Here is a 21,953-nt window from a genome sequence, read left to right on the forward strand (position 1 = left end):
CGCAAGGGCGAGAAGTGAATACCTTTCTCTTTCGTTCCGGCATATAATCCCCGGCCTTTGATTATTTTTTTACCATTTTTTTGGAAGCATTATGAGCGCAATATCCCTGATCCAGCCAGACAGAGATCTTTTCTCCTGGCCTCAATACTGGGCGGCCTGTTTTGGTCCCGCGCCTTTTTTGCCGATGTCACGCGATGAAATGGATCAACTTGGCTGGGATAGCTGCGACATTATTCTGGTTACCGGTGATGCGTATGTCGATCATCCGAGCTTTGGGATGGCGATTTGCGGTCGTATGCTGGAAGCGCAGGGTTTCCGTGTCGGCATCATTGCCCAGCCGGACTGGAACAGCAAAGATGATTTTATGCGTCTGGGGAAACCGAATCTGTTTTTCGGCGTCACTGCGGGCAACATGGACTCGATGATCAACCGTTATACCGCCGATCGCCGACTGCGCCATGACGACGCCTATACGCCGGATAACGTGGCGGGCAAGCGCCCGGATCGTGCGACGCTGGTCTATACCCAGCGCTGTAAAGAGGCCTGGAAAGACGTGCCGGTGATTCTCGGCGGTATTGAAGCCAGCCTGCGTCGTACTGCGCACTATGATTACTGGTCTGATACCGTACGCCGCTCGGTGCTGGTGGATGCGAAAGCCGATATGCTGATGTTCGGCAACGGCGAGCGCCCGCTGGTTGAAGTTGCGCACCGCCTGGCAATGGGGGAGCCGATCGGCCAGATCCGCGATGTGCGTAACACCGCGATTATTGTTAAAGAAGCCCTGCCGGGCTGGAGTGGGGTTGATTCCACGCGTCTGGATACGCCGGGGAAAATTGATCCGATCCCCCATCCGTACGGCGAAGATCTGCCGTGCGCGGATAATAAACCGGTTGCGCCGAAAAAGCAGGAAGCCAAAGCCGTGACCGTTCAGCCGCCGCGTCCGAAGCCGTGGGAGAAAACCTACGTGCTGCTGCCGTCCTTTGAGAAGGTGAAGGGCGATAAGGTGCTGTATGCGCACGCGTCGCGTATTCTGCATCACGAAACCAACCCTGGCTGCGCGCGTGCGCTGATGCAAAAGCATGGCGATCGCTATATCTGGATCAACCCGCCCGCCATTCCGCTCTCTACCGAAGAGATGGACAGCGTTTTTGCGCTGCCGTATAAGCGCGTGCCGCATCCGGCATACGGTGACAGCCGCATTCCGGCTTACGAAATGATCCGCTTCTCGATTAACATCATGCGCGGGTGTTTCGGCGGCTGCTCGTTCTGCTCGATTACCGAACACGAAGGCCGCATTATTCAGAGCCGTTCAGAAGATTCGATCATCAATGAGATCGAAGCGATCCGCGATACCGTACCGGGCTTTACCGGCGTGATTTCCGATCTCGGCGGGCCGACGGCCAACATGTATATGTTGCGCTGTAAGTCGCCGCGCGCGGAACAAACCTGCCGCCGCCTGTCGTGCGTGTACCCGGATATCTGCTCGCATATGGATACCAACCATGAGCCGACGATCAACCTCTATCGCCGCGCCCGCGATCTGAAAGGCATCAAGAAGATCCTGATCGCCTCCGGCGTGCGTTACGACATTGCTGTTGAAGATCCGCGTTATATCAAAGAGCTGGCGAGCCATCATGTGGGCGGCTATCTGAAGATTGCGCCGGAGCATACCGAAGAAGGGCCGCTGTCGAAGATGATGAAGCCGGGCATGGGCAGCTATGATCGCTTCAAAGAACTGTTCGACCTTTACTCAAAACAGGCCGGGAAAGAGCAGTACCTGATCCCGTATTTTATCTCTGCGCACCCCGGTACGCGGGACGAAGATATGGTGAATCTGGCGCTGTGGTTGAAACGCCATCGCTTCCGTCTGGATCAGGTGCAGAACTTCTATCCGTCGCCGCTGGCGAACTCGACGACCATGTATTACACCGGGAAAAACCCGCTGGGTAAAATTGGCTATAAGAGTGAAGACGTGGTGGTGCCGAGAGGCGACAAACAGCGTCGTCTGCATAAAGCGCTGCTGCGTTACCACGATCCGGCGAACTGGCCGCTGATTCGCCAGGCGCTGGAAGAGATGGGGAAAAAGCATCTGATTGGCAGTCGTCGCGAGTGTCTGGTTCCGGCGCCTACGCTGGACGAGATGCGTGAAGCCCGTCGTCAGAACCGCAATACGCGCCCGGCGTTGACTAAGCATACGCCAGTGGCGCATCAGCGTCAGACGCCTGCTGGCAATAAAAAACGCAGCAAGGTAGCCGGACGTTAAACCCGTTAGCTGTTTGCCGGATAAGGTGCCTGCACCGCTATCCGGCAAACGGACGGATTACGCGTTCGCTTCACGAATTCTGGCGGCCAGCGCTGCCAGTTTTTCGTCATCCGCTCGCTCGTGGTCATGCGATGACAAATAGCCTTCGTACTGTTCAAAGAATTTCGCCTGCCGCGATTCAATAGGCTTCCATTCGTTCAGGTTAGCGGTGCCGTGCATGGGGCTGAGCTTGCTGTGCACATGATCCACGCCAAATCCTTCAAAAAACATTCCCGTACGTCCCACGTCCGGGAAGGCGTTATCCAGCTTTTTCGCCACTTTTTGGGTGGCAAGCATCAGATCGGCCAACGCCTGCGGCGGCAAGTCGAACGCATAGCTGGGATAATGCTTCTTCGGGATCACCACCGTAAAACCGTCGGTGTTAGGGAAGATGGAGAGGAAGGCCAGATGATGCTCGTCTTCCCAGATCTTATGGCAGGGGGCTTTACCCTCAACGATTTGGCAAAAAATACAGCTCATTCCTTTTCTCCGTTGCTGAGTTCACAATTTGCGTCGCGTACAGACTCAACACTTTCTACCAAACCCGCCTGGTAGTCAAAAAGCCCGACAGAAATGTCGGGCCGGAAAGGAAGGTTAGCCGCCGAACTGATCCGGGTCCGGCCCCAGGCGTTTACCCTGGTCAAGTTTGGCCACTTCGCTTAATTCGTCTTTGTCGAGACGGAAATCCCAGACGTCGAAGTTTTCCGCAATACGTGAAGGGGTGACGGATTTAGGGATCACCACCAGCCCGTTATCCAGATGCCAGCGGATCACAATTTGCGCCGGAGATTTACCGTACTTATCCGCCAGATCGCGAATGATTTTCTGATCGAAAACGCCTGCGCCGCCTTGCGCCAGCGGGCTCCAGGACTCGGTCTGGATCTTGTGCGTCGCATTCCAGGCATGCAGCTGACGCTGTTGCATCAGCGGATGCAATTCGATCTGGTTGATCACCGGTGTAACGCCGGTTTCATCGATCAGACGCTGGAGGTGGTTCACCTGAAAGTTACACACGCCGATGCTTTTCACCAGCCCCTCTCTTTGCAGTTCAATCATCCCTTCCCAGGCGTCAACATAATGGTCGATAGCTGGAACGGGCCAGTGCATCAGATAGAGATCGAGGTGATCCAACTGGAGCTTATCCAGGCTTTCCTGCAAGGCTTCTCGAGGGCGTTTCTGATCGTCATTCCACAGTTTGGTGGTAATAAACAGTTCTTCCCGGTCGATACCGGCATCTTTTAACGCTTTTCCGACGCCTTCTTCATTCTTGTACGCCGCAGCGGTATCAATGGAGCGATATCCCACTTCCAGCGCCTTATGAATGGCGGAAATTGCTTCCTCGTTGCTTGCCTTCCAGACTCCCAGGCCCAGTTGTGGCATTACGTTGCCATCCTGTAGCTTGATAACGGTTGGATTAGCCATGCGTTCCTCCTTTATGCGATCTCACCGGAGCAAACTCCGGTGAGGTTGTGTGACTTAAGTCTGGACGAAATGTCCAAAAACGAAAGCCAGAGGCGAAAAAACCTTAGCGAGCCGCTTCGTAAATCCGACGGCTGACATCCAGCGTAATGTCCTGATGTTCACCCAGATTTGTACCGCCGTGCGCTTCCAGTTTTGCCAGCAATGCCGGAATGGAACTGCCGTCCAGACCGTAATCAGACAGGCGAGTCGGTACGCCCATTTGCTCAAAGAAGCGGCGGGTGGCGGCGATGGCGGCATCAATACGCGCATCGTCGGAACCGTCGGTGATATTCCAGACTCGCTCTGCGTACTGCAACAGTTTGGCGCGTTTGGTATCGCGTTTTTCATTCCACAGCGCAGGCAGGACGATAGCCAGCGTCTGCGCGTGATCAAGGCCGTGCATCGCCGTCAGCTCATGACCCAGCATATGCGTTGCCCAGTCCTGCGGGACGCCCGCGCCGATCAGACCGTTCAGCGCCTGAGTGGCCGCCCACATTACGTTGGCGCGGACATCGTAGTTTTCCGGCTCTTTCAGCGCTTTCGGGCCTTCTTCGACAAGCGTCAGCAGGATACCTTCGGCAAAGCGATCCTGAATTTTTCCGTCAACCGGATAAGTGACATACTGCTCAACGGTGTGAACGAATGCATCCACAACGCCGTTAGCAACCTGGCGCGGCGGCAGGGTGTAGGTATAAACCGGATCGAGCACCGCAAACACGGGTTGGACGAACGGCGTCATAAAGGCCAGCTTATCGCCGGTGGTTTTACGGGAAATTACCGCCCCGGAGTTAGATTCTGAACCCGTTGCCGGCAACGTCAGCACCGATCCCATCGGTACGGCGCTTTTCACGTCGTTGCCGCGGGTTTCCAGAATGCGCCACGGGTCCACGCCTTCGTCATATTGCGCCGCCGCCGCGATAAATTTAGTGCCATCCAGCACGGAACCGCCGCCGACCGCCAGCAGGAACGTCACTTTCTCATCACGTACAATGTTGACGGCGTTCATCAGCGTTTCATAAGACGGGTTTGGCTCGATGCCGCCAAATTCCAGCACGTCCAGACCTTTCAGCGCGTCATGTACCTGATCCAGTACGCCGGTCTTTTTCACGCTGCCGCCGCCGTAGGTGATCAATACGCGGGCGCCCTGAGGGATTTGATCGCGCAGATCGGCAATCGCGCCTTTACCAAACAGAATGCGGGTTGGGGTATGCAGATTAAAGTTGTTCATTGCTCGTTCCCTTATGTGGGTAAAAAAGTGGGCAGGCGAATGTCTGCCTGATGGTGAACATTGTGGTCGCCAGCCGCCTTCCTCTCAATGCTCATTTCTGCCAATGTCTTGCCCATTTCTCCAGAGCGCTGGAGAAAAAAGATAAATTTGCGCACAATCAAAGCGTCGTAAACCGATGAGAAAAAAGCGCGCCATGAACCGTGAAGCCATCTGCCTGTTGCTGACAGATAAAATTAAGCAGCTGATAAACAATCAAAACAACCTGAATGACTGCCTGCCCGACGTGCGTTTGCTCTACGGCACGGAGCCGGGGTCGCGCACGCCTGTGATGTATCAGCCTGGCATCATATTTCTCTTTTCGGGGCATAAGATCGGTTATATCAATGAACGCGTATTTCAGTACGATGCCAATGAATATCTGCTGCTGACAGTACCTTTACCCTTTGAATGTGAAACTTATGCGACGCCGGAAGTACCGCTCGCGGGGATTCGTCTGAATGTTGATATCCTGCAATTGCAGGAGTTGCTGATGGACATTGGTGAGGACGATCTGTTTCAACCGTCGATGGCGGCAAGCGGGATTAACTCCGCCACGCTGTCGGATGACATTCTTTGTGCGGCGGAACGCCTGTTAGATGTGATGGAAAGGCCGCTGGATGCGCGCATTCTGGGGAAACAGATTATTCGCGAAATTCTGTATCACGTTCTGATGGGGCCGCGTGGCGGCGCGCTGCTGGCGCTGGTCAGCCGCCAGACCCATTTCAGCCTGATTAGCCGGGTGCTGAAGCGGATTGAAACCAAATACACCGAGAACCTGAACGTTGAGCAACTGGCTGCGGAAGCCAACATGAGCGTCTCGGCGTTCCATCATAATTTTAAATCCGTTACCAGTACCTCGCCGTTGCAGTACCTGAAAACCTATCGCCTGCATAAAGCGCGGATGATGATCATTCACGACGGGATGAAAGCCAGCGCCGCTGCGATGCGCGTTGGCTACGAGAGCGCGTCGCAGTTCAGTCGGGAGTTCAAACGCTATTTTGGCGTAACGCCGGGGGAGGATGCGGCACGAATGAGAATGATGCAGGGAAGCTAATCATGTGTAAGCCGGATAAGCGTAAGCGCCATCCGGCAATCAGCAAATCAGGCGCTGCAATACTTCTTCTTGATCACGACGAATAATGTGCCGATCAAACCGGCGGCCAGCAGGGCAATCGGCAGGATCATCAAAAACGTCATCACCTGATCTTCATGACGTTTCACGAATGGGATCATGCTGAGCGCGTAGCCGAAACTGGTCACCACGCCGACCCACAGCAGCCCGCTCAACCAGTTAAAAAACTGAAACCGGCGGCTGGACAACCCTGAAATCCCCGCCATTGTGGGCAGCAGGGTGCGCACAAACGCCAGAAAGCGCCCGGCAAGCAGCGCCAGCAGGCCGTGCCGGTCGAACATACAGGTCGCGCGCTGATGGTATTTAACGGGAAGCTGCGCCAGCCAGCCTTTCACCGTTTGCGTATTTCCCAGCCAGCGCCCCTGAATATAGCTCAGCCAGCAGCCGAGACTGGCGGCTGTCGTCAGAATAAGGATCGTGGGGACAAAGTCCATGACACCTTGTGCAACCAGCGCGCCTGCCAGTAAGAGCAGGCTGTCTCCGGGTAAAAAAGAGGCCGGGAGCAGGCCATTTTCTAAAAATAGCGTGGCAAACATCACAAAGTAGACAACGCTAACAACGTGTGGGTCCGCCAGCGCGGCAAAATCGTGTTGCCAGAGCGCAGCGATAATATCTTGAATGACAGCCATGGACTTTCCTGTGGAACCGCGTTTATGGGGCTATTGTACTCCTGAATTGCCCGGGATGCCTTGATCCCGGACGCAACAAATGCAGACTTTTCTGCCCGGAGTGTCTGCAATTCTGTCCATGACCGGAAACTTTACACAATACGCGTGAATCCTGCGGCTAAATCTGCAATCAGATCGTCAACATTCTCTAAACCGATGTGCAAACGGATCAGCGTGCCGGTGAAATCAACGTCGCCTTCGGGACGAATGGCGGCGATATGTTCCGGCTGGTTAGGCAGAATTAAGGATTCAAAGCCGCCCCAGGAGTAGGCCATGCTGAACAAGCTGAAATTATCCAGATAAGCGGAAAGCGCCTCATTGCTCAGCCTTTTATTCAGCACAAACGAGAACAACCCGCTGCTGCCCGTGAAATCGCGCTTCCAGAATTCGTGGCCTTTGCTGCCAGGAAGGGCGGGATGATTAACGCGGGCGACCTGAGGGTGATTCGCCAGCCACTCGGCGACTTTCAGGCTGCTTTCATGATGCTGGCGTAAGCGCACGCCCAGCGTACGTAGCCCACGGCTGGTCATATAAGCGGTATCCGCGTCCAGCATTTGCCCCATCAGATAGGCGTTTTCGCGTAATTGCTCCCAACAACGCGCATTAGACACGGCTGTGCCGACCATCGCATCCGAGTGACCAATCAGGTATTTCGTTCCTGCCTGGATGGAGATATCGATCCCGAAATCCAGCGCCTTAAACAGCACGCCCGCCGCCCAGGTGTTATCAATCATAATGACAGCGCCTGGCGCAACGCGTCTTACCGCGCCGACAATCGCCGGGATGTCATGCACTTCCATCGTGATGGAGCCAGGGGATTCGAGAAACACTACTTTCGTATTGGGCTGAATATGCTTCACGATATCCGCGCCGACCAGCGGATCAAACCAGCCGGTCGTCACGCCGAGTCTGGCGAGAACTTTGGTGCAAAAATCCTGACTGGGTTCATAAGCGGTGTTGGTCATCAGGACGTGATCGCCCTGTTCCACAAAGGCCAGAATCGTGTTGGCGACAGCCGCCGCGCCGCAGGGGAAGAGCGCGCATCCGGCGCCGCCTTCCAGTTCGCACATGGCTTCCTGTAGCGAAAAATGGGTTAGCGTTCCGCGACGTCCATAGAAAAGCTCGCCATTGGCGCGGTTGCGGGTGGCGTGCTTTTTGGCTTCTACGGTGTCAAATACCAGCGAGGAGGCGCGCTGAATGACGCTGTTCACCGATCCCAGCGTGTATTTTTTGCTGCGTCCTGCGCTCACCAGTTTGGTTTCAAGATGTTTTTCTGCCATGTTGGAGTACCCATTTTTATACGTCTGGATGTCTAAACTATCATGAATGATGAGTGACGCATCCTGAAGAATCGGCATAAAGCAGAAAATTTTCTCAAAATGACATCTGGTGACTTTTTTACTGCGTAAGCGCAAGGAAAAGAAACCAAAGGTGCGGCACTATGTAAATAGTAATGAGAACGACTATCAATTCGACGTCGTTTTGATATTATTACGCTCAGAATTTGTGATTTGCGTCCTGGAGATACAGAGTGGGTAATAATTTGATGCAGACGGATCTCTCCGTCTGGGGTATGTATCAGCACGCCGACATCGTGGTTAAGTGCGTGATGATTGGTCTGATTCTGGCGTCAGTAGTCACCTGGGCTATCTTCTTCAGTAAGAGTCTTGAGTTCTTTACGCAGAAGCGTCGGCTCAAGCGTGAACAACAGCAGCTGGCTGAAGCGCGTTCTTTAGACCAGGCCAGCAATATTGCCTCCGCATTCGCGGCAAAAAGTTTAAGCTCACAGTTGCTCTATGAAGCGCAGAACGAGCTGGAACTGTCGGAAGGCAGTGAAGACAATGAAGGTATTAAAGAACGTACCGGGTTCCGCCTGGAGCGTCGCGTAGCGGCGGTTGGCCGTCATATGGGACGCGGCAATGGCTACCTGGCGACCATCGGCGCCATCTCTCCGTTTGTCGGTCTGTTTGGTACGGTATGGGGCATCATGAACAGCTTCATCGGCATCGCGCAAACCCAGACCACCAACCTCGCGGTTGTCGCGCCGGGTATCGCGGAAGCGTTGCTGGCTACGGCGATCGGCCTGGTCGCGGCAATTCCTGCGGTCGTGATTTACAACATTTTCGCACGTCAGATCGGCAGCTACAAAGCGACGCTGGGCGACGTGGCGGCACAGATTCTGTTGCTGCAAAGCCGCGATCTGGATCTGAACGCGAGCGCTTCCGCTCAGCCGGTACGTACCGCGCAGAAATTACGTGTAGGATAATGTTCCATGGCAATGCGTCTTAATGAAAATCTGGACGATAACGGTGAAATGCATGAAATCAACGTGACGCCGTTTATCGACGTCATGCTGGTTCTGCTGATTATCTTTATGGTGGCCGCGCCGCTGGCAACGGTGGACGTGAAGGTGAATCTTCCTGCGTCCACCAGCACCCCGCAGCCGCGCCCGGAAAAACCGGTTTATCTGTCCGTGAAGGCCGACAACAGCATGTTTATCGGCAACGATCAGGTAACGGATGAAACCATGATCGGCGAGCTGAACGCGTTAACCGAAGGGAAGAAAGACACGACGATCTTCTTCCGTGCGGATAAAACCGTTGATTATGAAACAATGATGAAAGTGATGGATACGCTGCACCAGGCGGGTTACCTGAAAATTGGTCTCGTGGGTGAAGAGGTCGCAAAAGCGAAGTAATCGTTGTTGCTGATGGGCTGACAGACAGGCCGGGTAGGGCGCAAGCCGTACCCGGCTTTTTTATTGCCTGATGGCGCTGCGCTTACCAGGCCTGCATGATGCGGTATCGCTGACTCGCCAGATTACTTCGTCGTGGGAAAACGTTTTTCATTCAGCGCGACGGTGGTGATATTGGTCGTTCGGTAATCGCCATCGGATAGCTTACGGGTCAGGCGCAGGGTCGCCGTTTCTCGCGCGAGTAAGTGCTGATATGTGCTCTCCAGGCGCGCCATGATTTTGTCCCGCATCTCGGGATGTTGCTCAATAATCGTATTGATAACCGAACCGTAGATCTCTTCTTTGACCTGGAGCGCATAGATTTCACGGCGATTTTGCCATTTCAGCCGCACTAACGCGGCGGGAATCGACACGATCTCCTGCGCCACCTGTTCGAGGGTCGCGTTTTTATTGGCGATAAGCGCTTTAAGATTTTGCTTTAAGCTAAATTCATCGCTTTTATTATTATCTAAAGCTAAATAAACATTATTATCTTCAACGTCTTTCATATTATTTCTCTTCCAGAGAATAAAAAACGGGAGAGTTTTTCTCTCTGGTTATGAGATTAAGCCAAATTTCATTGCCGTGATCGTTTATTTTTGTTGTGGCATCTGCCAGAATTTTACTTAATGCCTGAGCATCAATATCGCCTTCCGCCTGTAGGCTATTAATAAGACGAGCAAACGTCTCAATTTTAGCTACGCGATAAAGCCGGTCTTTTAAATGACGGTCACGTTCTTCAAGTAACATGTTTTTAGATTGACCAGTCGGTGTGGCGCTAATTAAAATATCTGGCTCGTAATCGCTCAGCGTTTTCTTTCCCTGAGTCAAATTTTCACTATTTTCTACGGTCTCAGCATCGCCTGGCGAGGCAGATAAATGAAAACGAGTTGGCACAAGATGCTCGGGAAGCATGTTGGAATGTCCTTTACTATCAATAGTATATTGTTTTTTATAAGGCAGGTCTCGTTGACAATAGCATGGTGTAATTTTAAAATCAAAAAAAATGGAGTCGGCATATGAACAGCATTTTTTATTCTATTATCACTCTGCTATTACTCACTGGCGGCGTGCTTTTCTTGATGCACGAATTTAATAAACAGCGCTCTGCTGAGGCGTCTAATCCAGTAAATCAAGCGGAACCCTTGTCCAAAGAGGAGGGCGAAGATCATTTTTCGTCGCTCATGAATACTATTACACCGGTATGGTACTGGCGAGTCAATCACGAATATATTGATTTTCTTCACGCAACGATAAAGCGGATGACGATGGCGGAGCTAAACGGCACGCCGGGGTTATTTGATGCACAGCGCCGTTGCAGCGATCTCAACTCTGCGGTCTATAAATATTATGACAACATTAAAAAGCGTTGTCTGAACGGGGAAAAGGTTCCGCATTCCGATCTGGATGTGCTTAACTTGCGGCAATGTTTCCGGGAATTTAGCCTGGAGGCGTATCCCTCCCTGGTTGCTCTGGTGTGGCCTGAATATCAGCGGCCGCTAATCAAACCGGAAGAGGTTTAATAAACGCGCCTGACGTTGGCCGGGTAAGGCGAAACCGCCACCCGGCGCGCGTGCCCGAAAGCGTTATTTATCCGATGAGGCTTGCCAGAGGTTCAGCTCGCCGTCCGCGACATGTTTATCGATTTGCGCTAACTCGTCAGCGCTGAATGTCAGGTTCGACAACGCCTGCACATTTTCTTCCAGTTGCTCTGGTCGACTGGCGCCGATCAGCACCGACGTCACGCGATTATCTTTCAACAGCCAGCTAAGCGCCATCTGCGCCATTGACTGGCCGCGACGTTGCGCCATCTCATTGAGTAAACGCAGGCTGTTCAGATTCGCTTCCGTCAGCATATTCTCCGTCAGACCGCGAACTTTTTTCCCTTCACGCTGCATACGTGAACCTTCCGGGATACCGTTTAAGTATTTTCCGGTTAACAATCCCTGAGCCAGCGGTGTGAACGCAATGCAACCCATGCCGTTGGCCGCCAGCGTATCCAGCAGGCCGCTTTTATCCACCCAGCGGTTGAGCAGATTGTAGGACGGCTGATGAATCAGCAGCGGGATTTTCCATTCGCGCAGCAGTTCCGCCATTCGTTGAGTTCGCTCAGGCGAATAGGAGGAGATGCCGACGTAAAGCGCCTTACCGCTTTGTACCGCCTGCGCCAGCGCGGATGCGGTCTCTTCCATCGGCGTGTTTTCATCGACACGGTGGGAATAGAAGATATCGACATAGTCCAGCCCCATCCGCTTCAGGCTCTGATCGAGGCTGGCGAGCAGGTACTTACGCGACCCGCCGGAGCCGTATGGCCCAGGCCACATGTCATAACCCGCTTTGGTGGAAACGATCAGCTCATCGCGATACGGCGCAAAATCTTCCCGCAGCAAACGGCCAAAGTTCTCTTCTGCGCTTCCCGGCGGCGGGCCGTAGTTATTGGCTAAATCAAAATGGGTGATGCCTGAATCAAAGGCTTTACGCAGCAGCGCACGCTGTGAATCCAGCGCCTGAACGTGGCCGAAACTGTGCCACAAACCCAGCGATAGCGCGGGTAAACGCAAACCGCTTTTACCGCAGTAGCGATAAAGCATCTGCTCATAACGTTCGGGGTTGGCTAACCAGGCCATGTCATCTCCTTAGAGAAAGTGAATTTCAAAACAACGTTTCTATTCTAGCGGCTCAGCGGGGTTTATCCCGTTCGTTAGGTCACATTGATGCGAAAAATTGGGCAAAAACACGTCGTTATGCTTTGCTTAAAAAAACATCAATTCAGGAGTAAAACTATGCCGCGTCTGACTGCCAAAGACTTTCCGCAGGAGTTGCTCGATTACTATGACTATTATGCACATGGAAAAATCTCTAAACGCGAGTTTCTTAACCTCGCGGCAAAGTATGCCGTCGGCGGCGTGACCGCGCTTGCGCTGTTTAATCTCCTGAAGCCGAATTACGCGCTGGCGGTGCAGGTGGAATTTACCGACCCGGACATTTTGCCGGAATACATTACGTATCCGTCACCGAACGGGCATGGCGAGGTGCGAGGCTATCTGGTGAAACCGGCGAAGGCGACGGGTAAAACGCCTGCGGTCGTGGTCGTACACGAGAACAGGGGGCTGAATCCCTATATTGAGGATGTCGCACGACGCGTGGCGAAAGCGGGTTATATTGCGCTGGCGCCTGATGGATTAAGCTCGGTAGGCGGATACCCCGGTAATGACGATAAGGGGCGGGAATTACAGCAACAGGTTGATCCCACAAAATTAATGAATGATTTCTTTGCCGCGATTGAGTTTATGCAGCGTCATCCGGCGGCCAGCGGAAAAGTGGCTATTACGGGATTCTGCTATGGCGGCGGCGTATCAAATGTGGCGGCGGTGGCCTATCCAGAACTGGCGTGCGCCGTTCCTTTTTATGGTCGTCAGGCTCCGGCGTCAGATGTACCTAAAATTAATGCGCCTTTATTATTACATTACGCCGAGTTAGATACCTCAATTAATGAAGGTTGGCCTGCCTACGAAACGGCGCTGAAGGCGAATAATAAAGTCTATGAAGCGTATATCTATCCTGGGGTGAATCATGGTTTTCATAATGATTCGACTCCCCGCTATGATAAGGCCGCAGCGGATCTGGCCTGGGCGCGCACTCTGGCCTGGTTTGAGAAATATTTACAATGAAAAACAAACGATTATTTCAGGTGCGGCATATTGCTTTGCGGCATAATAATGCCGTTATGCTTTATAAGCATTCACAGGAATAGCGGGCTGACGATGATTCGTATACTTAGTTAAGTAAAAAAACAATAAAGAAAGTATATATTCTGCATTCTCTGCCGATAACGAGGATAAGTGTCGCCTGATGGCGAATCCCTCAAGTACGGCAAGGAAATTCTTATGCGTTTGCTGCAAAACTTCACTATTCGTATTGTCATGCTGACAATATTGGGGCTCTTCTGTCTTCTTTGGTCGGGCGTTGGTTTATTCAGCGTCCATGCATTATCTAAAGTGGCGGAAGGAAATGATATCGATCGTCATATTGTGCGTCAGATGACGGTGCTAAGTCAGGGGAACGATCAGTATTTTCGTTTTGTCACGCGTTTAAGCCGTGCGATGGACGTTAAAATCGGCGGCGGTACGCCCGATTTTGTACCAGTACAGCAGGCGCTGGACAATATGAGCAAAAAGCTGGAAGAGATGAAAACGCTCTCTCCAGGGCCGATGGACCCGGAGATCGCCGCTGCGGTATTGGCAAACTGGCAGGCGTTGCTTGATAAGGGCGTCGCGCCGCAGATGCAACTGGCGCAGCAGGGTACGCTCACCGAATTTGCAGAACAGGCGAATAATGTCACCCCCGCCCTGAGCCGCGCCTTCGGCGCCAGCGCAGAACGTTTTAACAGCGCGGCCGGCACGATGCTGGACAGCACCCGCGTGATGGTGGACGGCAAAACGTCAATTATCCGCACCCTGATTATCACTGCCGTTATTCTGGGAATTGTGATTCTCTTCTTTACCGACCGTTACCTGGTCACGATGTTAGTGAAACCGCTGGCGCGCATTCGCCAACAGTTCCGCCAGATTGCGCAAGGCGATCTGAGCCAGCCGATTGAAGAGTTTGGCCGTAACTGTGTCGGTCGTCTGGTGCCGTTACTGAGCGCGATGCAGGATAGTCTGCGGGAAGCGGTCAGCTCGATTCGTTCAGGCAGTGACAATATCTGGCGCGGTGCGACAGAGATCTCCAGCGGTAACAACGATCTCTCTTCCCGTACGGAAGAGCAGGCGGCGGCGCTGGAAGAGACCGCTGCAAGCATGGAACAGCTCACCGCGACGGTGAAATTGAATGCGGATAATGCGCGCCAGGCCAGTCAGCTTGCTGATGCCGCTTCCGCGACGGCCGGAAAAGGCGGCACGCTGGTTTCTGAAGTGGTCGAGACGATGGACGGTATTTCAGCCAGCTCCAGACAGATCGCCGAAATTACGAATGTCATCAACAGTATTGCCTTCCAGACCAATATTCTGGCGCTGAACGCCGCCGTTGAAGCCGCCAGAGCCGGTGAACAAGGGCGTGGGTTTGCGGTCGTCGCCGGTGAAGTGCGTAATCTTGCCAGCCGTAGCGCCGGGGCCGCCAAAGAGATTGAAACGCTGATCGCTGAATCCGTGCGTCGCGTCGAGCAGGGCGCGCAGCTGGTGCAGGAGACGGGCGCGACAATGGAGGCCATTCTGCGCGGAGTAACTGAAGTCACCACCATCATGAAGCAGATCGCTGCCGCTTCCGAGGAACAAAGCAAAGGGATCTCCCAGGTTGGCGTGGCGATAACCCAGATGGACAGCGTGACCCAACAAAACGCCGCGCTGGTGGAGCAAGTTTCTGCGGCAGCGGCGGCGCTGGAACGGCAAACAGAAGAGCTGCAACGCTCTGTGCAACAGTTCCGACTTTCTCATAATGACGCGCAAATCAGCCCGGCGAAAACGGTCCCTCCAGCCAGTCCGCGCGGGGCGTCTGCCGAGAAGTCAGGCGATGAATGGGTCGCCTTCTGATCCGGTAAAAAAAAGTATGTGATACCTCTGGCGTTCGCTTAAAAAATCGCTATATAATTTGTTATATAGCGATTGGAGGTATCATGGACAATCATTTTGGTAAGGGCCTGATGGCCGGATTAAACGCAACGTGTGCCGATAGCGCGCGTAACGTGGCGGGTTTTTGTTCTGATTATAAGCGCGGATTCGTATTAGGATTTTCGCATCGCATGTTTGAAAAAACCGGCGATCGACAATTAAGCGCCTGGGAAGCGGGGATTCTGACGCGCCGTTATGGCTTGGACAAAGATATGGTGATGGACTTCTTTCGGGAGAATCAATCGAATACGACTATCCGGTTCTTTATGGCGGGTTATCGTCTCGAAAATTGATCCGAAGGGGGTATTACCCCGGTTTAATTAATTACACTATTGTCTTACTCCTTCGTTTTGTTGTTCCGTCAAAGTATCATGGTTCAATAACCATAAAGAAAGTGTGGTAAATGGCGCGCCGATCGCAATAAGTTATTTGTGAACGGTGCAAAATAGAGCCAGGTCTTTGCAACGGAATAACAATAAAATGACTGGAGATAATACTCTCATCACTTCTCACGGCGTTAATCGTCGTGATTTCATGAAGCTTTGTGCAGCACTGGCCGCAACCATGGGGCTCAGTAGCAAAGCCGCCGCAGAAATGGCCGAATCGGTTTCCCGTCCGCAGCGCCCGCCCGTCGTCTGGATCGGCGCTCAGGAATGTACGGGATGTACCGAATCGCTCCTTCGCGCGACCCACCCAACGGTAGAAAACCTCGTTCTGGAAACGATCTCTCTGGAGTACCACGAGGTCCTCTCCGCCGCCTTCGGCCATCAGGTTGAAGAGAACAAGCATAACGCTCTGGAGAAGTATAAAGGGCAGTATGTGTTGGTTGTCGATGGTTCCATCCCATTAAAAGATAACGGTATTTACTGCATGGTTGCCGGCGAGCCGATTGTGGATCACATCCGCAAGGCGGCGGAAGGCGCAGCGGCGATTATCGCGATCGGCTCCTGTTCCGCGTGGGGCGGCGTCGCTGCCGCTGGCGTGAACCCGACCGGCGCCGTCGGGTTGCAGGAAGTCCTGCCGGGCAAAACCGTTATCAATATCCCGGGCTGCCCGCCGAACCCGCATAACTTCCTGGCAACGGTTGCCCACATCATCACTTACGGTAAACCGCCGAAGCTGGATGCCAAAAACCGTCCAACCTTCGCCTATGGTCGTCTGATTCACGAACACTGCGAACGCCGCCCGCATTTTGACGCCGGTCGCTTCGCCAAAGAGTTCGGCGATGAAGGCCACCGTGAAGGCTGGTGCCTCTACCATCTGGGCTGTAAAGGGCCTGAAACCTACGGCAACTGTTCGACGTTGCAGTTCTGCGATGTCGGCGGCGTGTGGCCGGTGGCGATTGGACACCCCTGCTACGGCTGTAACGAGGAAGGCGTTGGCTTTCATAAAGGCATCCACCAACTTGCCCATGTGGAAAATCAAACCCCGCGTTCCGAGAAGCCGGATGTCAACCTGAAAGAGGGGGGCCACATTTCCGCAGGCGCCGTTGGGCTGCTTGGCGGCGTGGTTGGGCTGGTTGCCGGTGTCAGCGTGATGGCGGTACGTGAACTGGGGCGTCAGCAGAAGAAAGATAACGCTGACTCACGGGGAGAATAACCGTGAACAGACGTAACTTTATTAAAGCAGCCTCTGGCGGGGCATTGCTGCTGGGCGCATCGCCGTCCATCAGCCATGCGGCTGCGGAAAACCGTCCTCCTATCCCGGGTTCCCTGGGGATGCTGTATGACTCGACGCTGTGTGTGGGCTGTCAGGCGTGTGTGACCAAATGCCAGGATATCAACTTCCCGGCGCGTAACCCGGAAGGGGCGCAAACCTGGTCGAATAACGACAAGCTGTCGCCTTACACCAATAACATCATTCAGGTGTGGCATAGCGGAAGTGGCGTCAATAAAGATCAGACAGAGAACGGCTACGCGTACATTAAGAAACAGTGTATGCATTGCGTTGACCCTAACTGCGTCTCCGTTTGCCCGGTATCCGCGCTGAAGAAAGACCCGAAAACCGGCATCGTTCATTACAACAAAGACGTCTGTACCGGCTGTCGCTACTGCATGGTCGCCTGCCCGTACAACGTGCCGAAATACGACTACAACAACCCGTTTGGCGCGCTGCACAAGTGTGAACTGTGCAACCAGAAGGGCGTTGAACGCCTGGACAAAGGCGGTCTGCCGGGGTGCGTTGAGGTATGTCCGGCGGGCGCGGTGATTTTTGGTACGCGAGAAGAGCTAATGGCGGAGGCGCAAAAACGCCTGGCGCTGAAGCCTGGCAGCGAATACCACTATCCGCGCCAGACGTTGCAGACTGGCGATACGTATCTGCATACCGTACCGAAGTATTACCCGCATCTGTACGGTGAAAAAGAGGGCGGCGGCACGCAGGTGCTGGTGCTGACCGGCGTTCCTTACCAGAATCTGGATCTCCCTCAACTGGCCGATCTGTCAACTGGCGCGCGTTCTGAACACATTCAACACACCCTGTATAAAGGCATGATGCTGCCACTGGCTGTGCTGGCGGGCTTAACCGTGATGGTTCGTCGTAATACGAAAAACGAGCATCACGACGGAGGAGACGATCATGAGTCATGATCCTAAACCGCTGGGCGGGAAAATAATCAGTAAACCGATCATCATCTTCGGGCCGCTTGTCGTCCTGTGCATGCTTCTCATTGTGAAACGTCTGGTCTTCGGGCTGGGATCGGTCTCCGATCTGAACGGCGGCTTCCCCTGGGGCGTGTGGATCGCTTTTGACCTGCTGATCGGCACCGGCTTCGCGTGCGGCGGTTGGGCGCTGGCGTGGGCGGTGTATGTCTTCAACCGGGGGCAATACCATCCACTGGTGCGCCCGGCGCTGCTGGCAAGCCTGTTCGGTTACTCTTTGGGCGGGCTGTCGATCACCATTGACGTTGGTCGTTACTGGAACCTGCCGTATTTCTACATCCCAGGGCACTTCAATGTGAACTCGGTGCTGTTTGAAACGGCGGTCTGTATGACCATCTACATCGGCGTGATGGCGTTGGAGTTTGCCCCCGCGTTGTTTGAACGCCTGGGCTGGAAAGTCTCGCTTAAGCGTCTGAACAAAGTGATGTTCTTTGTTATCGCTCTCGGGGCGTTGCTGCCGACCATGCACCAGTCGTCAATGGGATCGTTGATGATTGCCGCCGGTATTAAAGTACATCCGCTGTGGCAGAGCTATGAAATGCTGCCGCTGTTCTCATTGTTCACCGCTTTCATCATGGGTTTCTCCATCGTTATTTTTGAAGGCTCTCTGGTGCAGAGCGGCTTAAAAGGCAACGGCCCGGATGAGAAAAGTTTGTTTATCAAGCTGACCGGTACTATCAGCGTTTTCATCGCGCTGTTCCTCGTGTGCCGTTTTGGTGAACTGATTTACCGCGACAAGCTCTCTTATGCGTTTGCCGGTGACTACTACTCCTTGCTGTTCTGGGTTGAAGTCCTGCTGATGGTCTTCCCGCTGGTGGTGCTCCGTCTGCCGAAACTGCGCGGCGACTCGCGGATGTTGTATCTGTCCGCCCTCAGTATGCTGCTGGGCTGCGCAACGTGGCGTATGTCCTACTCGCTGGTGGCGTTCAATCCCGGCGGCGGCTACCACTACTTTCCCACCTGGGAAGAACTGCTGATTTCTATTGGTTTTGTGGCTATTGAGATTTGTGCATACATCTTACTCATTCGTCTACTGCCGATACTTCCTCCATTAAAACAAAACGATCACAATCGTCATGAGGCGAGCAAAGCATGAGCCAGAGAATTACTATTGATCCGGTAACCCGTATTGAGGGTCATTTACGCATCGACTGCGAAATCGAAAACGGTGTGGTGTCAAAAGCATGGGCATCCGGCACCATGTGGCGCGGCATGGAAGAGATCGTGAAGAATCGCGATCCGCGCGATGCCTGGATGATTGTGCAGCGTATCTGTGGCGTATGCACCACGACCCACGCGATCTCTTCCGTTCGTGCGGCGGAGAGCGCGCTGAAGATTGACGTTCCGGTCAATGCGCAGTACATCCGTAACATCATTCTGGCGGCGCATACTACCCATGACCATATTGTGCACTTCTACCAGCTTTCTGCGCTGGACTGGGTGGATATCACCTCTGCGCTGAAAGCCGATCCGGAGAAAGCGTCGGCGCTGTTGAACGGCGTGTCGAGCTGGCACCTGAATAGCGCGGAAGAGTTCACGAAGGTGCAGAACAAGATCAAAGACCTCGTTGCCAGCGGCCAGTTAGGGATTTTCGCTAACGGCTACTGGGGACACCCGGCGATGAAACTGCCGCCGGAAGTGAACCTGATTGCGGTCGCGCACTATCTGCAAGCGCTGGAATGTCAGCGTGACGCCAACCGCGTGGTGGCGCTGCTGGGCGGTAAAACGCCGCACATCCAGAACCTGGCGGTGGGTGGGGTGGCGAACCCGATCAACCTCGACGGTCTCGGCGTGCTGAACCTTGAACGCCTGATGTACATCAAGTCCTTCATCGACAAGCTGAGCGACTTTGTTGAGCAGGTTTACAAGGTGGATACGGCGGTAATCGCGGCGTTCTATCCAGAATGGCTGGAACGCGGTAAAGGCGCGGTTAACTACCTGAGCGCGCCGGAATTTCCGACCGACGGTAAAAACGGCAGCTTCCTGTTCCCTGGCGGCTATATCCAGAATGCGGATCTGTCGACGTATCGCCCGATCGCCTCGCATTCCGATGAATACCTGATTAAAGGGATTCAGGAGAGCGCGAAGCACGCCTGGTACAAAGACGAAGCGCCGCAGGAACCGTGGGAAGGGACTACCGTCCCGGAATACACCGGTTGGTCTGATGACGGTAAATACTCGTGGGTTAAGTCCCCGACCTTTTACGGCAAAACCGTTGAAGTGGGGCCGCTGGCCAATATGCTGGTTAAACTGGCGGCGGGACGCGAGTCCACGAAGGCCAAACTGAATGAAATCATCGCGATCTACCAGAAACTGACCGGTAAAACGCTGGAAGTGGCGCAACTGCATTCCACGCTGGGGCGTATCATTGGCCGCACCGTTCACTGCTGCGAATTGCAGGGTATTCTGCAAAACCAGTACAGCGCGCTGATCGCCAATATCGGAAAAGGCGACCACACTACGTTCGTTAAACCGGATATCCCGGCGACGGGTGAGTTTAAAGGGGTGGGCTTCCTTGAGGCGCCGCGCGGTATGCTCTCTCACTGGATGGTCATTAAAGACGGCATTATCAGCAATTACCAGGCGGTGGTTCCGTCCACCTGGAACTCCGGTCCGCGTAACTTTAACGATGAAGTGGGGCCGTACGAGCAGTCGCTGGTGGGGACGCCGATCGCCGATCCAGAAAAACCGCTGGAAGTGGTGCGTACCATTCACTCCTTCGACCCTTGCATGGCGTGCGCGGTGCACGTAGTGGACGCTGACGGGAACGAAGTCGTCTCAGTTAAGGTTCTGTAATGCGGATTTTAGTGTTAGGGGTCGGCAATATTTTGCTGACCGATGAAGCCATCGGGGTGCGTATCGTTGAAGCATTAGAACAGCGCTACATCCTGCCGGATTTCGTGGAGATCCTTGATGGCGGCACGGCGGGAATGGAGCTTCTCGGCGATATGGCGGACAGAGATCACCTGATCATCGCGGACGCCATTGTGTCGAGAAAGAACACGCCGGGAACCCTTATGATCCTGCGTGATGATGAGGTGCCTGCGCTGTTCACCAACAAAATCTCACCGCATCAGCTTGGTCTGGCCGACGTTCTGTCGGCCCTGCGCTTCACTGGCGAGTTTCCGAAAAAGCTGACGCTGATCGGCGTGATCCCGGAATCGCTGGAGCCGCATATCGGCCTGACGCCAACGGTTGAAGCGATGATTGAACCTGCTCTGGCGCAGGTTCTTGCCGCGCTGCGCGAGTCAGGCGTTGAGGCTATTCCACGGGAGGCTGCGCATGTCTGAGGAGATTTCAGGGTTCCCGTCCTCCCCGAGAATGCAGGTTCAGGCGGCGTTTGAAGAGATTGCCCGACGCTCAATGCACGATCTCTCGTTTTTGCACCCGAATATGCCGGTGTATGTCTCTGACTTCACCCTGTTTGAAGGGCAGTGGACGGGCAGCGTGATCGCGCCGTGGATGCTGAGCGCGCTGATTTTCCCCGGCCCCGATCAGCTCTGGCCGGTACGCAAAGTCAGTGAAAAACTCGGATTGCGTCTGCCGTATGGCGCGATGACCTTTACCGTTGGTGAACTGGACGGGGTTTCGCAATACCTCTCCTGCTCGCTGATGTCGCCGCTCAACCACGGTATGTCGGCACAAGAGGGGATGCGTCTGGCGGACGACTGCGCGCGGATGCTGCTGTCGCTGCCGGTCAGCGATCCCGATGCGCCGCAGCTGGCAGGGCGTCGTGCGTTGCTGTTTGGACGCCGGAGCGGCGAGCATGCATGAGCTGTCCCTGTGCCAGAGCGCGGTTGAGATTATCCAGCAGCAGGCGGAACAGCATGGCGTGACGCGAGTCACTGGCGTATGGCTGGAAATTGGCGCGCTCTCGTGCGTTGAAGAGAGCGCCGTGCGCTTCAGCTTTGATATCGTTTGCCAGGGTACGCTCGCGCAGGGGTGTACGTTGCACATCGACTATAAACCCGCTCAGGCGTGGTGCTGGGATTGCAGCCAGGCGGTTGAAATCACGCAGCATGACGCGCAGTGCCCACACTGTCAGGGCGATCGTCTGCGGGTGGATACCGGCGACTCGCTGAAAGTGAAAAGTATTGAAGTGGAATAACGTCCAGGTGGTTAA

General features: G+C 54.1%; 23 protein-coding genes. 15 read left to right on the top strand and 8 right to left on the bottom strand.

Annotated elements, in window-relative coordinates; genetic code table 11:
* Positions 1–91: 91 nt before the first annotated feature.
* Complete coding sequence (locus OGX81_RS07870) at positions 92–2,263, top strand: YgiQ family radical SAM protein (RefSeq protein ID WP_047461183.1); 2,172 nt, start codon at positions 92–94, stop codon at positions 2,261–2,263.
* Positions 2,264–2,320: 57 nt separating this feature from the next.
* Here OGX81_RS07870 and OGX81_RS07875 read toward each other — a convergent pair whose 3' ends face one another.
* The 3 genes from OGX81_RS07875 to yqhD all read right to left on the bottom strand — a co-directional run bounded on the left by OGX81_RS07875 (position 2,321) and on the right by yqhD (position 4,991).
* Positions 2,321–2,782 carry an HIT family protein gene (locus tag OGX81_RS07875; RefSeq protein ID WP_049009960.1) on the bottom strand — a complete coding sequence of 154 codons (462 nt, stop codon included), beginning with the start codon at positions 2,780–2,782 and terminating at the stop codon, positions 2,321–2,323.
* A 114-nt stretch (positions 2,783–2,896) separates the two neighbouring features.
* Positions 2,897–3,724 carry a 2,5-didehydrogluconate reductase DkgA gene (gene dkgA / locus OGX81_RS07880; protein ID WP_012135146.1) on the bottom strand — a complete coding sequence of 276 codons (828 nt, stop codon included), beginning with the start codon at positions 3,722–3,724 and terminating at the stop codon, positions 2,897–2,899.
* A gap of 103 nt (positions 3,725–3,827) precedes the next feature.
* Positions 3,828–4,991 (bottom strand): alcohol dehydrogenase, encoded by a 1,164-nt coding sequence (gene yqhD, locus OGX81_RS07885; protein WP_012135145.1) that lies wholly within the window; start codon positions 4,989–4,991, stop codon positions 3,828–3,830.
* Positions 4,992–5,184: 193 nt separating this feature from the next.
* On the opposite strand from yqhD, the gene OGX81_RS07890 reads away from it, so the two are divergent.
* Positions 5,185–6,084 (top strand): AraC family transcriptional regulator, encoded by a 900-nt coding sequence (locus OGX81_RS07890; protein WP_024130956.1) that lies wholly within the window; start codon positions 5,185–5,187, stop codon positions 6,082–6,084.
* Between the two features lie 47 nt (positions 6,085–6,131).
* Here OGX81_RS07890 and yghB read toward each other — a convergent pair whose 3' ends face one another.
* Entirely contained in the window at positions 6,132–6,791 is a 660-nt protein-coding gene (gene yghB, locus OGX81_RS07895; protein ID WP_012135142.1) for a DedA family general envelope maintenance protein YghB, read from the bottom strand.
* A gap of 131 nt (positions 6,792–6,922) precedes the next feature.
* Complete coding sequence (gene metC, locus OGX81_RS07900) at positions 6,923–8,110, bottom strand: cystathionine beta-lyase (RefSeq protein WP_104869103.1); 1,188 nt, start codon at positions 8,108–8,110, stop codon at positions 6,923–6,925.
* 251 nt (positions 8,111–8,361) lie between these two features.
* Here metC and exbB point away from each other — a divergent pair, with 251 nt between their 5' ends.
* Entirely contained in the window at positions 8,362–9,096 is a 735-nt protein-coding gene (gene exbB, locus OGX81_RS07905) for a tol-pal system-associated acyl-CoA thioesterase (protein ID WP_024130953.1), read from the top strand.
* 6 nt (positions 9,097–9,102) lie between these two features.
* On the top strand, positions 9,103–9,528 hold the full coding sequence (exbD, locus tag OGX81_RS07910; protein ID WP_012135139.1) for a TonB system transport protein ExbD: 426 nt from the start codon (positions 9,103–9,105) through the stop codon (positions 9,526–9,528).
* A 122-nt stretch (positions 9,529–9,650) separates the two neighbouring features.
* Here exbD and OGX81_RS07915 read toward each other — a convergent pair whose 3' ends face one another.
* Positions 9,651–10,073, bottom strand: coding sequence for a cytoplasmic protein (locus tag OGX81_RS07915; protein WP_104868181.1), 423 nt, complete (start codon positions 10,071–10,073; stop codon positions 9,651–9,653).
* A 1-nt stretch (position 10,074) separates the two neighbouring features.
* A complete protein-coding gene (locus tag OGX81_RS07920) occupies positions 10,075–10,479 on the bottom strand; it encodes a hypothetical protein (RefSeq protein ID WP_104868182.1) in 405 nt (134 codons plus the stop codon).
* A gap of 104 nt (positions 10,480–10,583) precedes the next feature.
* On the opposite strand from OGX81_RS07920, the gene OGX81_RS07925 reads away from it, so the two are divergent.
* Positions 10,584–11,087, top strand: coding sequence for an ESA_00282 family adhesion-associated protein (locus OGX81_RS07925; RefSeq protein WP_012135136.1), 504 nt, complete (start codon positions 10,584–10,586; stop codon positions 11,085–11,087).
* A 63-nt stretch (positions 11,088–11,150) separates the two neighbouring features.
* Here the strand turns inward: OGX81_RS07925 and OGX81_RS07930 are convergent, their stop codons facing one another.
* A complete protein-coding gene (locus OGX81_RS07930; RefSeq protein WP_047461193.1) occupies positions 11,151–12,191 on the bottom strand; it encodes an aldo/keto reductase in 1,041 nt (346 codons plus the stop codon).
* Between the two features lie 156 nt (positions 12,192–12,347).
* Between OGX81_RS07930 and yghX the strand changes: the two genes are divergently transcribed.
* The 10 genes from yghX to hypA all read left to right on the top strand — a co-directional run bounded on the left by yghX (position 12,348) and on the right by hypA (position 21,938).
* Complete coding sequence (yghX, locus tag OGX81_RS07935; protein ID WP_146209168.1) at positions 12,348–13,235, top strand: YghX family hydrolase; 888 nt, start codon at positions 12,348–12,350, stop codon at positions 13,233–13,235.
* A 216-nt stretch (positions 13,236–13,451) separates the two neighbouring features.
* Positions 13,452–15,092 (top strand): methyl-accepting chemotaxis protein, encoded by a 1,641-nt coding sequence (locus OGX81_RS07940; protein WP_104868183.1) that lies wholly within the window; start codon positions 13,452–13,454, stop codon positions 15,090–15,092.
* An 83-nt stretch (positions 15,093–15,175) separates the two neighbouring features.
* Entirely contained in the window at positions 15,176–15,463 is a 288-nt protein-coding gene (locus tag OGX81_RS07945; protein ID WP_012135131.1) for a DUF2623 family protein, read from the top strand.
* A 187-nt stretch (positions 15,464–15,650) separates the two neighbouring features.
* Positions 15,651–16,769 (top strand): hydrogenase 2 small subunit, encoded by a 1,119-nt coding sequence (hybO, locus tag OGX81_RS07950; protein WP_012135130.1) that lies wholly within the window; start codon positions 15,651–15,653, stop codon positions 16,767–16,769.
* 2 nt (positions 16,770–16,771) lie between these two features.
* Positions 16,772–17,758, top strand: a complete 987-nt coding sequence (gene hybA / locus OGX81_RS07955) for a hydrogenase 2 operon protein HybA (protein ID WP_024130950.1) — start codon at positions 16,772–16,774, stop codon at positions 17,756–17,758.
* Positions 17,748–18,926, top strand: a complete 1,179-nt coding sequence (gene hybB, locus OGX81_RS07960) for a Ni/Fe-hydrogenase cytochrome b subunit (protein WP_012135128.1) — start codon at positions 17,748–17,750, stop codon at positions 18,924–18,926. The genes hybA and hybB overlap by 11 nt, the downstream gene beginning before the upstream one ends.
* Positions 18,923–20,626 carry a hydrogenase 2 large subunit gene (gene hybC, locus OGX81_RS07965; protein WP_104868184.1) on the top strand — a complete coding sequence of 568 codons (1,704 nt, stop codon included), beginning with the start codon at positions 18,923–18,925 and terminating at the stop codon, positions 20,624–20,626. Before hybB ends, hybC begins: the two co-directional genes overlap by 4 nt.
* On the top strand, positions 20,626–21,120 hold the full coding sequence (locus OGX81_RS07970) for a HyaD/HybD family hydrogenase maturation endopeptidase (protein WP_058668111.1): 495 nt from the start codon (positions 20,626–20,628) through the stop codon (positions 21,118–21,120). Before hybC ends, OGX81_RS07970 begins: the two co-directional genes overlap by 1 nt.
* A complete protein-coding gene (gene hybE / locus OGX81_RS07975; protein WP_012135125.1) occupies positions 21,113–21,604 on the top strand; it encodes a hydrogenase-2 assembly chaperone in 492 nt (163 codons plus the stop codon). The genes OGX81_RS07970 and hybE overlap by 8 nt, the downstream gene beginning before the upstream one ends.
* A complete protein-coding gene (gene hypA / locus OGX81_RS07980; protein ID WP_104868185.1) occupies positions 21,597–21,938 on the top strand; it encodes a hydrogenase maturation nickel metallochaperone HypA in 342 nt (113 codons plus the stop codon). Before hybE ends, hypA begins: the two co-directional genes overlap by 8 nt.
* Positions 21,939–21,953 lie beyond the last annotated feature (15 nt).

The sequence above is a fragment of the Citrobacter sp. CK206 genome, assembly GCF_030333125.1.
In the GTDB taxonomy this organism is placed as follows: domain Bacteria; phylum Pseudomonadota; class Gammaproteobacteria; order Enterobacterales; family Enterobacteriaceae; genus Citrobacter_B; species Citrobacter_B koseri.

What these genes read in the sequence shown, in the direction of transcription:
- OGX81_RS07870 (WP_047461183.1), top strand. Translation starts at nt 92, where the DNA reads ATGAGCGCAATATCCCTGATCCAGCCAGACAGAGATCTTTTCTCCTGG.
- OGX81_RS07875 (WP_049009960.1), bottom strand. Translation starts at nt 2,782, where the DNA reads ATGAGCTGTATTTTTTGCCAAATCGTTGAGGGTAAAGCCCCCTGCCAT.
- dkgA (WP_012135146.1), bottom strand. Translation starts at nt 3,724, where the DNA reads ATGGCTAATCCAACCGTTATCAAGCTACAGGATGGCAACGTAATGCCA.
- yqhD (WP_012135145.1), bottom strand. Translation starts at nt 4,991, where the DNA reads ATGAACAACTTTAATCTGCATACCCCAACCCGCATTCTGTTTGGTAAA.
- OGX81_RS07890 (WP_024130956.1), top strand. Translation starts at nt 5,185, where the DNA reads ATGAACCGTGAAGCCATCTGCCTGTTGCTGACAGATAAAATTAAGCAG.
- yghB (WP_012135142.1), bottom strand. Translation starts at nt 6,791, where the DNA reads ATGGCTGTCATTCAAGATATTATCGCTGCGCTCTGGCAACACGATTTT.
- metC (WP_104869103.1), bottom strand. Translation starts at nt 8,110, where the DNA reads ATGGCAGAAAAACATCTTGAAACCAAACTGGTGAGCGCAGGACGCAGC.
- exbD (WP_012135139.1), top strand. Translation starts at nt 9,103, where the DNA reads ATGGCAATGCGTCTTAATGAAAATCTGGACGATAACGGTGAAATGCAT.
- OGX81_RS07915 (WP_104868181.1), bottom strand. Translation starts at nt 10,073, where the DNA reads ATGAAAGACGTTGAAGATAATAATGTTTATTTAGCTTTAGATAATAAT.
- OGX81_RS07920 (WP_104868182.1), bottom strand. Translation starts at nt 10,479, where the DNA reads ATGCTTCCCGAGCATCTTGTGCCAACTCGTTTTCATTTATCTGCCTCG.
- OGX81_RS07925 (WP_012135136.1), top strand. Translation starts at nt 10,584, where the DNA reads ATGAACAGCATTTTTTATTCTATTATCACTCTGCTATTACTCACTGGC.
- OGX81_RS07930 (WP_047461193.1), bottom strand. Translation starts at nt 12,191, where the DNA reads ATGGCCTGGTTAGCCAACCCCGAACGTTATGAGCAGATGCTTTATCGC.
- yghX (WP_146209168.1), top strand. Translation starts at nt 12,348, where the DNA reads ATGCCGCGTCTGACTGCCAAAGACTTTCCGCAGGAGTTGCTCGATTAC.
- OGX81_RS07940 (WP_104868183.1), top strand. Translation starts at nt 13,452, where the DNA reads ATGCGTTTGCTGCAAAACTTCACTATTCGTATTGTCATGCTGACAATA.
- OGX81_RS07945 (WP_012135131.1), top strand. Translation starts at nt 15,176, where the DNA reads ATGGACAATCATTTTGGTAAGGGCCTGATGGCCGGATTAAACGCAACG.
- hybO (WP_012135130.1), top strand. Translation starts at nt 15,651, where the DNA reads ATGACTGGAGATAATACTCTCATCACTTCTCACGGCGTTAATCGTCGT.
- hybB (WP_012135128.1), top strand. Translation starts at nt 17,748, where the DNA reads ATGAGTCATGATCCTAAACCGCTGGGCGGGAAAATAATCAGTAAACCG.
- hybC (WP_104868184.1), top strand. Translation starts at nt 18,923, where the DNA reads ATGAGCCAGAGAATTACTATTGATCCGGTAACCCGTATTGAGGGTCAT.
- OGX81_RS07970 (WP_058668111.1), top strand. Translation starts at nt 20,626, where the DNA reads ATGCGGATTTTAGTGTTAGGGGTCGGCAATATTTTGCTGACCGATGAA.
- hybE (WP_012135125.1), top strand. Translation starts at nt 21,113, where the DNA reads ATGTCTGAGGAGATTTCAGGGTTCCCGTCCTCCCCGAGAATGCAGGTT.
- hypA (WP_104868185.1), top strand. Translation starts at nt 21,597, where the DNA reads ATGCATGAGCTGTCCCTGTGCCAGAGCGCGGTTGAGATTATCCAGCAG.